This window comes from Nostoc sp. (assembly GCF_036917415.1).
Taxonomy (GTDB): Bacteria; Cyanobacteriota; Cyanobacteriia; order Cyanobacteriales; family Nostocaceae; genus Nostoc.
The window spans coordinates 127,314-142,858 of record NZ_JBALDJ010000093.1 but is presented as its reverse complement, the minus strand read 5'-3'; the positions used below and the strand labels follow the sequence as shown (position 1 = coordinate 142,858).

At 42.6% G+C, this 15,545-nt stretch carries 13 protein-coding genes; 10 read left to right on the top strand and 3 right to left on the bottom strand.

What is annotated here, in order from left to right:
• Nucleotides 1-298: 298 nt before the first annotated feature.
• The 7 genes from V7K41_RS20580 to V7K41_RS20550 all read left to right on the top strand — a co-directional run bounded on the left by V7K41_RS20580 (nt 299) and on the right by V7K41_RS20550 (nt 9,797).
• On the top strand, nt 299-1,345 hold the full coding sequence (locus V7K41_RS20580) for a zinc-dependent dehydrogenase (protein WP_334851199.1): 1,047 nt from the start codon (nt 299-301) through the stop codon (nt 1,343-1,345).
• A 194-nt stretch (nt 1,346-1,539) separates the two neighbouring features.
• Nucleotides 1,540-2,808, top strand: coding sequence for an inorganic phosphate transporter (locus V7K41_RS20575; RefSeq protein ID WP_334851118.1), 1,269 nt, complete (start codon nt 1,540-1,542; stop codon nt 2,806-2,808).
• 772 nt (nt 2,809-3,580) lie between these two features.
• Nucleotides 3,581-6,001: an EamA family transporter gene (locus tag V7K41_RS20570; RefSeq protein WP_334851116.1), complete on the top strand. Its 2,421-nt coding sequence runs from the start codon at nt 3,581-3,583 to the stop codon at nt 5,999-6,001.
• Nucleotides 6,002-6,154 carry a hypothetical protein gene (locus tag V7K41_RS20565; protein ID WP_334851114.1) on the top strand — a complete coding sequence of 51 codons (153 nt, stop codon included), beginning with the start codon at nt 6,002-6,004 and terminating at the stop codon, nt 6,152-6,154.
• Between the two features lie 1,737 nt (nt 6,155-7,891).
• Nucleotides 7,892-8,020, top strand: a complete 129-nt coding sequence (locus V7K41_RS20560; RefSeq protein WP_334851112.1) for a hypothetical protein — start codon at nt 7,892-7,894, stop codon at nt 8,018-8,020.
• A gap of 96 nt (nt 8,021-8,116) precedes the next feature.
• Nucleotides 8,117-9,016: a heterocyst differentiation master regulator HetR gene (gene hetR / locus V7K41_RS20555; protein ID WP_334851110.1), complete on the top strand. Its 900-nt coding sequence runs from the start codon at nt 8,117-8,119 to the stop codon at nt 9,014-9,016.
• Between the two features lie 622 nt (nt 9,017-9,638).
• Nucleotides 9,639-9,797 (top strand): hypothetical protein, encoded by a 159-nt coding sequence (locus V7K41_RS20550; RefSeq protein WP_334851108.1) that lies wholly within the window; start codon nt 9,639-9,641, stop codon nt 9,795-9,797.
• A gap of 258 nt (nt 9,798-10,055) precedes the next feature.
• On the opposite strand, the gene V7K41_RS20545 is transcribed toward V7K41_RS20550, so the two are convergent.
• Nucleotides 10,056-10,739 carry a hypothetical protein gene (locus V7K41_RS20545; RefSeq protein ID WP_334851197.1) on the bottom strand — a complete coding sequence of 228 codons (684 nt, stop codon included), beginning with the start codon at nt 10,737-10,739 and terminating at the stop codon, nt 10,056-10,058.
• 467 nt (nt 10,740-11,206) lie between these two features.
• On the opposite strand from V7K41_RS20545, the gene rpsD reads away from it, so the two are divergent.
• Entirely contained in the window at nt 11,207-11,815 is a 609-nt protein-coding gene (gene rpsD, locus V7K41_RS20540) for a 30S ribosomal protein S4 (protein ID WP_334821152.1), read from the top strand.
• A 66-nt stretch (nt 11,816-11,881) separates the two neighbouring features.
• Here rpsD and moaA read toward each other — a convergent pair whose 3' ends face one another.
• Nucleotides 11,882-12,868 (bottom strand): GTP 3',8-cyclase MoaA, encoded by a 987-nt coding sequence (gene moaA, locus V7K41_RS20535; protein WP_334851106.1) that lies wholly within the window; start codon nt 12,866-12,868, stop codon nt 11,882-11,884.
• A gap of 162 nt (nt 12,869-13,030) precedes the next feature.
• Between moaA and V7K41_RS20530 the strand changes: the two genes are divergently transcribed.
• Nucleotides 13,031-14,062, top strand: a complete 1,032-nt coding sequence (locus tag V7K41_RS20530) for a hypothetical protein (RefSeq protein ID WP_334851103.1) — start codon at nt 13,031-13,033, stop codon at nt 14,060-14,062.
• A 60-nt stretch (nt 14,063-14,122) separates the two neighbouring features.
• The gene (locus tag V7K41_RS20525) at nt 14,123-14,860 is read left to right on the top strand and encodes a Uma2 family endonuclease (protein WP_334851101.1); all 738 of its coding nucleotides are present in this window, start codon (nt 14,123-14,125) and stop codon (nt 14,858-14,860) included.
• A gap of 379 nt (nt 14,861-15,239) precedes the next feature.
• Here the strand turns inward: V7K41_RS20525 and V7K41_RS20520 are convergent, their stop codons facing one another.
• Nucleotides 15,240-15,470, bottom strand: a complete 231-nt coding sequence (locus V7K41_RS20520; RefSeq protein ID WP_334851099.1) for a hypothetical protein — start codon at nt 15,468-15,470, stop codon at nt 15,240-15,242.
• Between the last annotated feature and the right edge of the window lie 75 nt (nt 15,471-15,545).

The following is a 15,545-nucleotide window of genomic DNA, read 5'->3' as shown; positions in this document are numbered from 1 at the left end:
CGCACAGACGCAGCACAAAGTCGAGACAGCGCTGTTGGCGCAGCGTGTTTGCAGGAGAAGACGGTTTCCCGTCACAGGCGACTGGCGTCAGACCAAAGGCTTCCAAGGTATCTGATAGAAGTTAAGAATGGGACAATTCAAGGAAAGCTCTCATCAGAGGATATTAAAGCATTCCAAATCTTTGAACAAAGCTTAGAACAAGAACTAGAACAAGCTAAAACACAGAAATCTCAAATTTGATAGCTTAACGTTGACTGCTAATGTTACATCTAGTATCGTTGAGCGGGGAAAAACCAACGTGAAAGCACAGGTATTTAGAGGCGTTAATCAACTGTCTTACGAAGATATCCCAGTTCCTACCCTAGAACCAGATGAAGTGCTGGTACAGGTGCAGGTTGTGGGGTTGTGTCAGTCAGATATTAAAAAAATTCGTTATCCACTGTATGAACCGCCGCGCATTTTTGGACATGAAACTGCCGGCACGATCGCAGCACTAGGCAATAATGTCAAAGGTTGGCAAGTTGGACAACGGGTAGCAGTGATGCACCACATCCCTTGTATGCGTTGCGCCTACTGTCTAAATGATAATTTTTCCATGTGCGATGTTTACAAGAACATCTCCACTACCGCAGGTTTTAACGCCAGTGGCGGCGGTTTTGCCGATTATGTCAAGGTTCCCGGACATATTGTCCAAAACGGTGGGCTAATTCCCATCCCTGATAATATCAGTTTTGAAGAAGCCAGTTTTGTCGAACCAACTAACTGCTGCTTGAAGGCAGTGAAAAAAGCCCAAATTGCTCCAGGACAAACTGTGTTAGTTACAGGTGCTGGGCCAATTGGGTTAATGTTTATCATGTTGGTGAAGTATTTCGGAGCAAAAGCGATCGCTACTGATTTACTACCCTCTAGAATTGATAAAGCCTTAAGTGTCGGTGCAGAGGCGGCTTTTGATGCTCGCGATCCCGATTTACCAGCCAAAATCTCTGCCTTAACTGGTGGACTAGGTGTTGATGTCACCCTGTTAGCTGTTCCTAGCGAGAAAGCCTTCTTTCAAGCACTTGATAGTACCCGCAAAGGTGGCAAAATCTTGTTTTTCGCTGAATTCCCTGATGAGGTGGAAATTCCCATCAACCCGAATATCCTCTACCGTCGGGAAATTGACTTGATCGGCAGTTATAGCTCATCTTATCGGCTTCAGAGTCTATCAGCTGATATTGTATTTAATCAGTGGATTGACGTACAAGCATTGATTAGCGATCGCTATCCATTAAAAGATTTATCAGCAGCTGTGGAAGTTGCGATCGCACCCACACCGGATACTTATAAAATACTGATTTATCCGTAAAAGGGAGATTACGAAGCTGGGAGGGATGAGAGAGTGTTTAAACTAGAAGTTTAAAGCTCAGAGGTTCAACGACGAAGCTCAGAAGTTCAACGACGAAGCTCAAAGGTTCAAGGTTCACCCTTAAAAGCTCAAGTTTCATTTTTGAATTTTGAATTTTGAATTTTGAATTGTTAACTCCCCTTGTCCCCAACAAAATGCTTATTACTCTACTTTTTGTAGCTCTACTAGCTTTCTACGTCGCCTGGAATCTCGGAGCAAACGATGTCGCTAACGCGATGGGAACCTCTGTAGGTTCCAAAGCTGTCACCCTTAAACAGGCACTAATAATTGCTGGGGTATTAGAGTTTACGGGTGCTGTGTTGTTTGGACATGAGGTAACGGAAACTCTAGCAACGAAAATTGCTAATCCCGCCTTATTCGCAGCTACACCCCAAATATTCGTTGTTGGAATGGTAACAGTACTAATATCGTGTGGTGTGTGGTTGCAAATTGCCACATCACGCGGTTTACCTGTATCTTCTTCTCATGCGGTTGTTGGTGCGATCGCTGGATTTAGTTGGGTAGCTTTGGGAGTAAATGCAATTGATTGGTCATCAATTGGCTCGATCACCATTGGCTGGGTTTTAACGCCGTTAATTAGTGGTGCGATCGCTGCTTTATTTTACAGTCAAATCAAGCACTGGATTTTAGATCAACCTAATCAAGTAGTCCAGTTACAAGAATGGATTCCCTGGTTGAGTACTCTGCTGCTAGGTGTATTCGGCGTGATTGTCTTACCATCACTAACAGAACCGCTAACCAATTTTGTAATTGAGCAAGTTGGTTTTACGATCCCTTCTCATGACATCCCACTATTAACTGGTGCAGTAGCAGCAGTTGGACTCACAATAATTAGTTGGCAACAATTGGGAGAGAGGGGAGATAAGGGAGACAAGGGAGAAATACTCCCAAATCCTGTAGAAAGATTATTCGGACGATTCCAACTGCTAAGTGCTTGCTTTGTCGCCTTTGCTCATGGTTCTAATGATGTGGGAAATGCGATCGCTCCTTTAGCTGCGATCGTGTACATCAATCGCACTGGTAGCGTACCTACCGATGGTATAACTATCCCCCTTTGGATTTTAATCCTTGGTGGTGCTGGTATTGTTGGTGGTCTAGCTGTCTGGGGAAAAAAAGTCATTGCTACCATTGGCGAAAACATTATTGCCTTGCAACCCAGTAGTGGATTTTGTGCCGAACTGGCAACTGCTACCACCATCCTCATCGCTTCCCGGCTAGGTTTACCAGTCTCCACCTCCCACGCTCTCGTCGGTGGTGTAGTTGGTATTGGACTAGTGCAAAATCTCAAGTCGATTAAGTTTCAAACACTAAAAGGCATTGCCGCCGCATGGCTAATTACAATCCCCATGAGTGCTGCCCTTAGCGCTGCTATTTTCAGCATCGCCCAGATTTTATTCTTCTAAGAATTATTAATATTTTCCAAACTTTTCTTTTACAGGAATTTACTCAAAGCAAAACCCAGACTGCAACAACGCCAAAAAAAACGTGCTTTTGCAGAATTGCTGCTCATTCATTAGAATGTTGTGCAGGGGATAGCGTAACTTTTAATTTCCACAGAAAGATACTTTAATCTCCATTTAGAGATATAAACTGTCATACCAGTTACATTCCACACAAATTTACAGTTAGTTTCGCAAGTCAGACAATTTGGTGGGGATATCTAGCGACGAGTCGCCTACGCACACGCATCAGTGAATCTTTGACAATTATTATTGGCAGCAAAACAATAAATATTTATTTGGAGTGAGATTTCTTTAAAAGTAAAAATTTCATTGGCAAATAATTTATGAAAATTAAACTGACCAAAAATAAAAAAGTATCTATTTAAGGGACTTCTAGGCGTGGCGATAAATCCAAAATCCTTTCGGGTTGGGCAATCCCCCAGTCGCTCTGGCGTAGCTAACGATGGGAATCGCTAAGACGGGTGCTACCTCACCAAAATTCCAAATCTAATGGTTAAATACTTATCAATGGTAAAGAGAACACGGTGTAGTAAGCTGTGTGGCAAACTTAAATGCTTTGCTAACTTGTGTCTACTATGACAGAATTACGTTGAAATGCGGAAGTGCTGTTAAAATTTTTAATTTATCTGGCAAAATACAGGAAATTAGGATGACCGTCAATAAAGTGTACCGGAAGCAGCTTTATCGTCAAAGTGTTAGAGGTTAGAAGCTAATGGGGCGATTCGAGAAGCAACCAGAAAACCCAAGAGTCAGAGGGGAGCTATCTAGAGCAGCAGAAAATGCTCTTTGGGCTGTAGTTGAAGACTTAGAAAATCTTCAGCAGAATGTCCTCAGAGCTTTGCAGGAAGACGTAAAGCGGCTTCAGTCAGAAAAAAATCGGTTATCTGATGAGATTCAAAGCTTGGTAGAGGAAAAAGAGCATTTACAACAAGTGCGCCAAATCACCGAGCAGCAAGTGTTAATTCGGCAACTGGCAGAAGTTCTGGCAAAGCATATATCTTCACAACTGCAATCCTCTCTGGCAACTTTAGCTAATCAAAGCATAGAGGGCAAATCTTACGAACAAGCTGCATTGAAGTCTGCTGAAGTGAGCAGCAATGTAGTCGGTGAAATCAATGAAAAAGTCGAACACATGTTTGACAGTCTGGATGACACCGTTACCGTTACCTTTAATTCCCTACAACAGGAGCTGAAGAACTATCAAAGTAATCTTTCCCAACAGTTGTCACGGATGTATAGCCAGCAGCAGCAAGGGGAAACGATTTTGGCGGAGTTTGTTAATCGCCTGCATGGAGAACTAGATAAAACTATAGAAGAAACTTCACACAAATCAGCAACAGCAGGTAGACCTACTGTTTTGCAGTTTACGGAGCTAGAAAAAAACAGTTCTGTTGAAACATCGCTACCAGAGTTTGAGGAAGTAGTAAGAAATTCCCTTGAGCCAATTTCCCCGATCTCCAATAAATTTTCACCAAGGGAAACGACATTAGAGCCGCCGATTGTTAGAGAAAACACCGCGAATCCAATTTCTTCTCTCAGCAAGGATTTGTCGCCAAGAGAAGCAACATTAGAGCCGCCGATTGTTAGAGAAAACACCGCGAATCCAATTTCTTCTCCCAGCAAGGATTTGTCGCCAAGAGAAGCAACATTAGAGCCGCCGATTGTTAGAGAAAACACCGCGAATCCAATAATTTCTTCTCCCAACAAGGATTTGTCGCCAAGAGAAACGACATTAGAGCCGCCGATTGTTAGAGAAAACACCGCGAATCCAATAATTTCTTCTCCCAGCAAGGATTTGTCGTCAAGGGAAACGCTATCAGAACCTACTGCGGCTGTAGTTCCCCCACCAAAAGACAATGCTACCGAGCCAATTTCTGTCTTAAATCAAGAATCGCCGGAAAACGAAACGAAATCAGAGCCTGCGATCGCATCTTTGCTACAACCGAGAATGATCCGACCTTCTCCAAAGAATGCTAATGAACCAATTGCTGTCCGCCGCAAGAACGTATCGCAAACCAAAGCTGAATCCTCATCAACCACTGCCCTAAAACCACAAGCAAAAGCAAAACCCCCAGAATCGCGATCGCCTAATTCTTCTAGCTACTCAACACTCCAAATCGGTTTGTTGTTGATTGTCTTATCGGCAGTGGTATCGTCGCTTTACAACGTAGCTATCAAGGTGATTTTCCACGAAGGTTCCCAGATTTTTGGCGTATTAGAGGTAGAGCAGTTGCTACCGCCGACTTTGGGCAATACTCTGTTAATTTTGACGCTACGGTTTATGGTAGTCGTACCACTAATGGTACTTTTGTCTCCGATATTGCATCCAAGACTGTGGCAAGATTTGGAAAACTTGTCTGCTTCAGTCCGAGGAAATTCTACACCTGCTAATGCAGCTACCAAGCAGATTTTGGTGTTGTCAATTGTGAGTGGGTGCTTTTTGTTTTTATCTCAGGTACTAATCTACATTGCGATCGCTCAAGTCACAACTGGAATGGCGATCGCACTGTTCTTTATCTATCCAATGGTTAGTGGTCTATTTTCGTGGTTTCTGTTTCGCGATCGCCCCACTCTATTCCGCATCGCTGCGATCGCTGTGATTTGCTGCGGTGAATTGTTGGTTTTAGGCGGTTCTCCCAGCATCGGTATCGGTAATACTTCAATGGGAAGCAGCACCGCCATTCTTTCGGGTGTGGCTTTTGCTGCCTACATAATTCTGACGCGAGTCTGTGCTAGCAAACTACATCCGGTGACTTTTACTTTAATTAACTTCACTACGATGTTGTTGTTGAGCTTTATTTGTTTGATGCTACCTTTGCCAAGCAGCTGGAACTTGGTAGTAGTTGACCCCTCTAAAATGCTGGAACTGGTTTTAAGCGCGTTTATTTTGGGTGTGCTGACTCTTGCTGGCTATTTGCTCAATAATGTTGGTATTAGTAAACTAGGAGCCTCGCGATCGGCGCTCATCGGTGGTAGCATCCCAGTTTTAACCGTGATTTTCGCTGGGTTAATCATTCAAGAAAATTTGGATATTGTGCAAATTCTGGGAGTGTTATTTGTAACTTTTGGTGCTGCTGCTTTCAGCTTTGAAACAATGCGAAATCAGGTTAAACCCTCTAATCCCACGAATTAAATGGCGAGTTCAATCAGCTTCAGTGTGATGGGAGCTACTTTACCTTCCATCACTCTCAGCATCAATTTTGACGCTAATGCACCCACTTGTTACTTCTCTAAATCATCTGTGACAAACAAGATCCCCGACTTCTTTGAGAAGTTGGGGATTTAAGTTTTTACGAATGATTTCAGAATGCTGTATAGGTGCAGATAACACTTAATAGATCGGCAAGCAGTATTCAGAAGAAATCGACTTGTAATATATTTTTAGGGATTTAGCCTGATACAGGTAGGGAAAACACGTATATGTAAGCAATATGAGTAGTACTGACTCCAGCAATTGAGCACGAGTACTTGCTCAAAGAGAAGATTCACAAGGAGTTAAAACCATTGCAGCACATTTTGGCACTAAGAGATGAAGAAGTCGCAGAAATGTTTACAGTACCCCGTTTTTTTCTAGAAGCGCATCTAAATTAATTACTTTCGATCGCAACCAATGTTAAGAACCAACGACAAAATCAGCATTTCTCGTTAGGTTTGGTAGTTTCCAAGACTCAAAGCGATGTCTACGGTAGACTGCACCTACACGAAATCTGTATCAATAAGCAGTTCTTAATGCGACTACTTTGGAATTTATTGAGAAGATAATCCCTTTGTTGATATTAAGCAGCCGGACTGCTTGTTCTTTCTCTGTGGGAATTTAAATAAGTGGGTAAGAATAAACTAACTTATGTTAAACACTGTAAATTTATCAAATTGCCTTGTAGTGAGGGCTAAAACCCTTATGCTTCGGTTTTATTTGTCGCTTATGGAAAAGACCCCAGACGGCGCTAAGTCACCACAAATCTTTAATTATTCACACCCAGTTACTAATTGTGCTTCGTAAGATGGTATCTTTATTTCTGTTGTTTTATACCAGTCAACTTAATCTGCGATCGCCTAGACACCCAGAAAAAGAAGCTGATATCGTAGCTTGTTGCGGATTATCATCCTTTTATAGCAACAAACCATCTACGTAATTTAAGTCTCTCAAATATATAAAATAGCGAGGTAAAAACATACTTGAAAGTAACCAATAAATTAGTTAAATCATGAAAATTTAAAATTCTTTCATGAAAGAAATATAAATTTATTGTAAAAAAATCTCTAAATAATCATCGGATGGAACCCAAGATGTTTTATTATATGTATGGCTAGTAACTAATCTTTCGGTTATTAGCATGAGCGCCAAAGCCTTATAGATACGCGATTTAGTCGGAAATCATCGCGACTTTTTGTGTCCAGACATTAAGATAAAATCATAAATAAAACTTGTATTTAGGAATAGAGATAAAAATATCATCAAACCTTGATTTAAGCAGAATATAAAATATTTAAATAGTCATTATTTATCAAATTTAAAATGCACAATTTTATTTCAAAAGTAAAAAATAGTGATATGATAATGAACAATATTTGAAAAAGAACAGGTATTTTGAAATTGGAATTATTTGCTCTACTTGATGTCTACTATCTTTTCTCAAGCCAACGGCTGATACTGCCGAGACATCACTGGAGGTTGTGAACGGAATAATAGTTCACAACGAGCTATATAGCTCAACCTCTAAATGTGGCTACATCTGGTAAGCGATTTGTTTTGAGACTATTCCCAATTATTTCTAGTCACTTGTGCACTACAAATAATTTGCCAAAGCTGAAAAAACCATCTTTTTTTAGTAACAGATATCCCAGATGAACCGTGCAAACTAGTTTTTACTCTGAGTCGGCATAGTGCCATAATTAGGTGTAAGCAGCTTGACGTTGTTGCTCTTGAAAGATGAAAAAAACCAGAAAACTGAAAGGCTTTGTAGATTAATTGCAGCATAGTTGACTGTTGGGACTATAAACCACCGTTAAGCTGGATTTGGTGGTGTCTCTAATTTTCCGGTTAAATGCAGAGACAGTTATAGTGACAACTACCGACTCTGCTTTTGTACCAGGAAATAATGCGAAAACGGTAGTTTGTGCTACCACCAATATCATCGTTATCGCATACTAATATAGTTTGAAGTAAAGACAGCGTTCAGCCAGGTGTATACTACCTATTTTCACTCGATTAAAAACTGTGTAAACGTGCTATTCAATTGTCTGTAATATGAGTAACGACATAGATCTGATCAAACGTCTTGACCCCAGTGCGATGGATCAGATCATGCTTTATCTGGCTTTTAGTGCGATGCGGACGAGTGGGCACAGGCATGGGGCATTTTTAGACGCAGCCGCAACAGCAGCAAAGTGTGCAATTTACATGACCTATCTAGAGCAGGGACAAAACCTGCGAATGACAGGGCATTTGCACCACCTGGAGCCGAAACGAGTAAAAATTATTGTAGAAGAAGTCAGACAGGCACTAACAGAAGGCAAACTGTTAAAAATGCTGGGTTCTCAAGAACCTCGCTATTTGATTCAATTGCCTTATGTCTGGCTAGAAAAATATCCTTGGCAACCGGGGCGATCGCGCGTTCCTGGTACCAGTCTGACAAGTGAAGAAAAAAGGCAAATTGAGCAGAAACTGCCCAGTAATTTACCTGATGCTCAGTTAGTTAGCTCGTTTGAGTTTCTGGATTTGATCGAGTTTTTACACAGGCGATCGCAAGAAGACTTACCACCCGAACACCAAATGCCTTTGAGTGAAGCTTTGGGTGAGCATATCAAGCGCCGTCTGCTTTACTCAGGGACGGTAACGCGTATTGATTCTCCTTGGGGAATGCCTTTCTACGTGCTTACCCGTCCTTTTTATGCTCCAGCAGACGATCAAGAACGTACCTACATAATGGTGGAAGATACCGCTCGGTATTTTCGCATGATGAAAAATTGGGCAGAACGGCAACGAAACGCCATGCGCTTGCTGGAAGAACTTGATATCCTCCCAGAAAAAATGGAGCAGGCTATGGAAGAATTGGATGAAGTTATTCGTGCCTGGGCAGACAAATATCACCAAGACGGTGGTATCGCAGTGGTTTTACAGACGGCTTTTGGTGAAAGAGAAGACTAGTACAACTAACTGTGCAAACTGTGCAAAATTCTAAATTCCCAAAGCTGAAAAACTGACGTGAGTTCAACTAACCTCTCTCCAACTCCTCTTTGCGTTGGAGAGGAGCATTATAATGTTTTATCATTTCTTTGAATGCTTACTTGGTCAGCGGGCACTTTGGGAACAGTGCTAAGTATCGGAATGCCCACAAGTAGCAGAAGTGGTGCTGAAGTTTGTCCGAGCTAATAGAGCGTTTGACAGAAGTTGCATTAGTGTACAATCCGCCTGAAAGTTCACGTGATATCTTTGTAGTCTGGATAAGACCAGGTGTTGGCATAATCGAGACGGCACGGCTTTTTTGGGCGGGATGCAGAAACTTCTTCAACCTTTCGATGATGATATAGAAACCAAAGTAAGAAATACAGTAACTATTATTGCTACAACCATATTGTGATGACTTTTCACGGATGTAGAAATGGGAGATTGGTTTGCGGATGATGTAATACTGACTTGAAAATCTAACCGCAGCTAACATTTGAGTAGAGGTTTGAGATTCAAGAGTAACTCAACGATCCACTTACTCCAATCACTTGACTACTCTTTTAGTCTTGGAGATGATACTATCTTTGTTTCCAAGGCATATTTGGACTGGTTTAATCTTAGAATAATACGCTCAATTCCAGCTTGTACTGACTTAGGATTAGTGCGACAACAGCAAGCGATCGCTTTATCTACGATCAAACTACGGGTAATCTTTTCTTTGACGCAGATGGGATTGGTAAAGCTGCACAAGTTCAAATAGCCCAGTTCTCGAATCAGGCAATACTGACTAATGTAAATATCACTGTTATTGCCTAACGAAAGCTATATAGTCAGCAAAGGTAAATTACCCAGTTAGGTTGAAGCATTGTAATATATAAGGTTGGGTTTCGCTGTTGCTCAACCCAACCTACAAATTAAAATCGGATGATTTATTTTTTGGTAGTCCCTGAATCCGGTTGGCAAATAGCCACTCTATATTCGACCTGTATTTTCAATCAATTACACAAAGCACTGTAGTCTAATTAGTGCCTGGTTGAGTTGGAATAACTGGTTGAGTTGGAACAATTGGTTGGGTTGGAACAATTGGTTGAGTTGGAACAATTGGTTGAGTTGGAAATGGGGTAGTCTCTAAACTTGGACTTGAACCCGCAGGAATTATCGTTGGCGGTGTAGACGAAGATGAAGCACCGATAACACTATCATCAGCACTGATACAAGTATCTAGCGCTTGAGTAGCGGGAAAGTCGATTTGACTACGCAAGCCAACCACACACTGACCAAAGCGCACGGGTAACAAACTGCGTCCACAATAATCTAAAACTGTCGGATTAGCTTCTTCCTTAGTACTTAGGCTGACGCCAACTACACAGGTTGCTAACTCTTCAGGACGCCGGGCCTTCCCACAAGAAGAAAGCGCATCCGTTGCAGCAATTTGGGTTTCCTTATCAATTTTCACCACGCAAGCAGCCAAATCTTTTGGACGCAGTGCTGCTGCACAACCTGATGATGCCGCTTCTGCCTTTACACCCACACTCAAAAGGCGACCCGCACAGACACTATAATCATTCCTGTAGGAGGCAGCAACAGCCACATTAGGCAAGATTGTTAAACATCCAGCTATAGCCAAAACTGGTAATGTTAAAATCCTGGAGGTGGAACTGCCTTGTTTGTTCTTAACTCTGCTAACCACTTTTTTGCTCATTGACATTGCCATTCTCCAAACACCCAAAGTTATGCTAACTCAAATATCTTAAAAATCCTCTGTAATCTAAGAATTTCAGGGGTAGTAAAGTATAGACATAATTAATTATGTCGAAAATTGTGTTAATATAGCTGTTTGAAAGATAAGTAGGCAACGTAAAAAGTATTTCAGAGTAAGAATACTGCGTAAACCAATCTGATGATTGAGTAGCCTACGAAACTAAATAAACACAAAAAACTTATTGGCAGTAGTACGGCGGGGCACGTCGGAATTCAAGCTTGGAAGCTAGTGTGTCGGCTCAACCGACTTAAAGCAACTGGCCTAAAGGAGATGCCTCTACATTGGTAAGATACGTCATACCAAAGTAAGCACCTTCAAAAAACCAAGAATCCGCTGATTTATTATCAGTGGAATGTCAAAATGGAATGTTTGGGTAAAGTTTAAACAGGATTAGATTAAGGAAACTCATGTCCCGATATAGAGGGCCCCGCCTCAGAATTGTCCGCCGCTTGGGCGACTTACCAGGATTGACTCGTAAAAGCGCCAGACGGGCTTACCCACCTGGTCAGCATGGTCAGAACCGCAAGAAACGCTCTGAGTATGCTATCCGTCTAGAGGAAAAGCAAAAGCTCCGCTTCAACTACGGTTTGACTGAAAAGCAATTGCTGCGCTATGTGCGGAAAGCCAGACGTGTTACTGGTTCTACCGGACAAGTGCTGCTGCAATTGCTAGAAATGCGCTTGGATAATACCGTTTTCCGCTTGGGTATAGCGCCGACTATCCCAGGAGCTCGTCAACTAGTGAATCACGGTCACGTAACTGTTAACGGTCGTGTGGTGAATATTGCCAGCTACCAATGCCGTCCTGGCGAAGTAATTGCCGTTAGAGATCGGGCACAATCACGGAAGTTGGTAGAAGCTAACTTGCAATATCCCGGTTTGGCCAACCTCCCCAGTCATTTGGAGTTTGACAAAAATAAGTTGGTTGGTAAAGTTAACAGCGTTATTGAGCGCGAATGGGTGGCATTACAAGTTAATGAACTACTTGTGGTGGAATACTATTCACGACAAGCGTAATTGTCATTTGTCCTTAGTCATTTGTCCTTAGTTCTTTGCAAAGGACAAATGATCAATGACCAATGACTACCCTCCAATTTGCGACATGGTGCGGGTATATGTACCTAAATTACCAGAATCACGTTGTTTAAAGTTAATTTCTGGCTTGATTTGGAGTAAGTGTCTGACCTGCTTTTGTAATTGAGCAGTGCTGACACCAGAACGCAGAGCAGTTTTTAAATCTATTTGACCAGTTTCGTTTAATAAACAGGGACGCAGCCAGCCATCAGCACTCAGGCGCATCCGGTTACAACGATCGCAAAAACATTCTGACATTTGACTAATAAATCCCAGTGTCCCCTTCGCACCGGGAATTTGAAAGACATCAGCGGGACCAGCACCACAAACTTGTGATTCTGTCAAGCCCCAGCGATCGCGAATCTGTTCTCGTAAATCGGCTGAAGATACCCAACCGCGATCGCCAAATAAATGCATATTACCAATGGGCATAAATTCAATAAATCGAACGTGCCACTGTTTATCAATTGTCAGGGCGGCTAAATCTAGAACTTCGTGGTCATTAACGCCAGGAATCACCACCACATTCAGCTTCAGGGGGTCGAATCCGACTTGATGGGCAGCTTGAATCCCATGCCAAACTTGTTGCCAACGAGAACGCCCCTGATTACCAATAATTCGATCAAAAATGTCGGTATCGAGAGAGTCCAGACTAATATTAATTCGTCGCAGACCAGCATTGTAGAGGTTTTGTGCCATCGGAGCCAGCAAAAAACCGTTGGTGGTCATTGAGAGGTCTTGAGTTTGGGGTAAAGTTGCGATCGCCTTTACCAAATCCACCACACGCGGACGCAATAAGGGTTCTCCTCCAGTCAAACGAAACCGGGTAAAGCCTACTGGAATAAATACCTCTTGAATTAAGGTGAGTAGTTCTTCATCACTCAATAACTGTTGCTTGAGAATATAATCCAGTTCTACTCCCTCTGGCATACAGTACTGACAACGAAAATTGCAGCGATCGATTAAGCTAATGCGGAGGTAGTCTACCTGGTTCATTGTTTTATTTTTATTGTCTCTGATTAATTAAAGACTTTACAAAGGTGGTTTACCCCTTCTTACTATCTTTGTTGTAACTCAAAATACCGTACTCCCCCTTAAGTGAGAGTCCACAGATTATGGCATAATAAGCCGATCGCATCCACTAGTTAGTCATCAATCGTGCAAGACACCGACTCCATCAACGACCTTGCTGCTGCCTTACAACAGCCAGCCGATATCAGCTTTGAACTGCCCGATCCAGAAGATGAACAGATTCTAGAGTCAGATTTTCAACAGCAGCTAGAAATAGCGTGGCAGGTATGCGATCGCTTTGATTTGCAAACTGAAATCTGGCGGGGGCGAATTTTACGGGCGATCCGCGACAGAGAAAAAGTCGGTGGTGACGGACGCGGTACTGGCTTTCTGCGATGGCTAAAAGAGCGGGAAATCAGCAAAAGTCAAGCATACTCCTGGATTCAACTGGCGAATAGTGCCGATACTCTGATTGAAGACGGTAAACTTGACCCCGGATCTGTGAACAACTTCAGTAAACGGGCATTTGTCGAAACCTCCAAAGCAGTCCCAGAAGTGCAACAGATGGTGAGTGAAGCCGCCCAAAAAGGCGATCGCATCACTAGGCGGGAAGTGCGTCAACTCAATGATGAATGGACAGCCATGTCCTCAGATTTATTACCCGAAGCAGTCAAAGAAAAAGCCGCAGATAACACCCTTCCCCCACGCTACATTGCCCCTTTGGTGAAGGAAATGGAAAAACTGCCAGAATCGCATCAAAAGTTTATCCAAAAGGAAATAGCTGCCAATCCTGATGTGGATACCCTGAAACAGGTAACTACCGAAGCGCGTAACTTAGCCAAATATCTCAAAGGTGCGGCTCAAGTTCAGGCGCTAACGCAGGAAGATGTTGACATTGAAACAGCCTTAGAAGAAGCCCAAAGAGTCGGCTGTTTGAGCATTGCTGCTGATTTGGTAAATCAAGCATCGCAAATTGAACAAACGATCGCTAAATTGTACATGACTTGGAAACGGATCGGGAATTTAGCAGATCGATTATATGTAGATACTGGTGCAAGTACACCCAACTTGCGATCGCTCCTCACTTGCTTAGAACCTCTAGGTGGTGAAATCATGGAATTGCAACTTAGTGGTGCGACTGATCACACTGTTCGTTTGCAAATTCAGGAGACGAATTAGGGAGTGGGGAATTAAGAGTTGTGCGACATAATAGCAATAACCACCTGACTCCAGGTTTCTATGTCAACAACTATCATTGAACCCATTGTCACTTGGGAAAAGTTACCTGATGACTTTCCTTTACCCGATGAGCCTGAGGATAATATTAGTCAGCCAGCGATCGCATTTGCCTTAACTGAAAGCTTGGAACTGGCTCCTTTAATTCAGCCTCAGATACTCATTGGTACAAATTTTGGGATTTGTGCAACTGTAGATGGCAAGTTGGTAATTAAAGCCCCGGATTGGTTCTATGTCCCTTCTGTGTTACCGACAGCTCCACTAAACCAAAACCGTCGTAGTTATACCCCGAAGCTAGAAGGAGAAATTCCGGCGATCGTCATGGAATTTTTGTCAGAGACAGAAGGTAGTGAATACTCAATTAAAGCTAAGTACCCACCTGGTAAGTGGTACTACTATGAGCGCATTATCCAAGTCCCCATCTATGTAATTTTTGAACCAGAGGCGGGGTGGGTGGAAGTCTATCAACTTAGTGCTTCAGGGCAATACGAACTCCAGCAACCGAATCAAAATAGACTGTATTGGATTGCTAACATTGGACTGTTTTTAGGAATTTGGCAGGGTGCGAAAGTAAATCGCACTGGATATTGGTTGCGCTGGTGGGATGAAACCGGTCAATTGCTGCTGTGGGGAGCAGAACGCTTACAACAAGAGCAGCAATTGCGTAGGCGTAGCCAGCCTTTGGCATCGCGTATGGCCGCAAAGTTACGAGAATTAAACATTGATCCAGAGACAGTTTAACTTATAGCCTTTTATGCTCTTTTTGAACCACAATCCCCTCTAGGGGCACATAGCTAGCTATGCGCCCCTACCCTATGGTTTTATTTGTTATTTCGGCGTACCTATTTGTTATTTCGGCGTACCCATTTGTTATTTCGGCGTACCCATTTGTTATTTCGGCGTACCCATTTGTTATTTCGGCGTACCCATTTGTTATTTTGGCGTACCCATTTGTTATTTCGGCGTACCCATTTGTTATTTTGGCGTACCCATTTGTTATTTTGGCGTACCCATTTGTTATTTTGGCGTACCCATTTGTTATTTCGGCGTACCCATTTGTTATTTCGGCGTACCCATTTGTTATTTCGGCGTACCCATTTGTTATTTTGGCGATCGCAGTTTATCTTTCAGTCTTTGGAATTGCTGAGAGTAAGGCACGGAGAGCGTTGTTAACAGCTTCTGATGTTTTAAATATCTCAGCGACATCAGCATCAAGAGTAACTATCAAAGGAGCTTTTTCTTGCTGACTAGTAAAACGGTTGGGCAAGGCTTTGCGATAGTCAAAGTTATACTCTGGAAGCAAGTCATCGTCTGCGTTGTTGCAGAATTCAGAAGCCTGTGAATTCTTCATAATCTCATTGCATCATGATTTGTGGGGAGCAGAGCGATCGCAACAAGAGCAGCAATTGCGTAGGCGTAGCCAGCC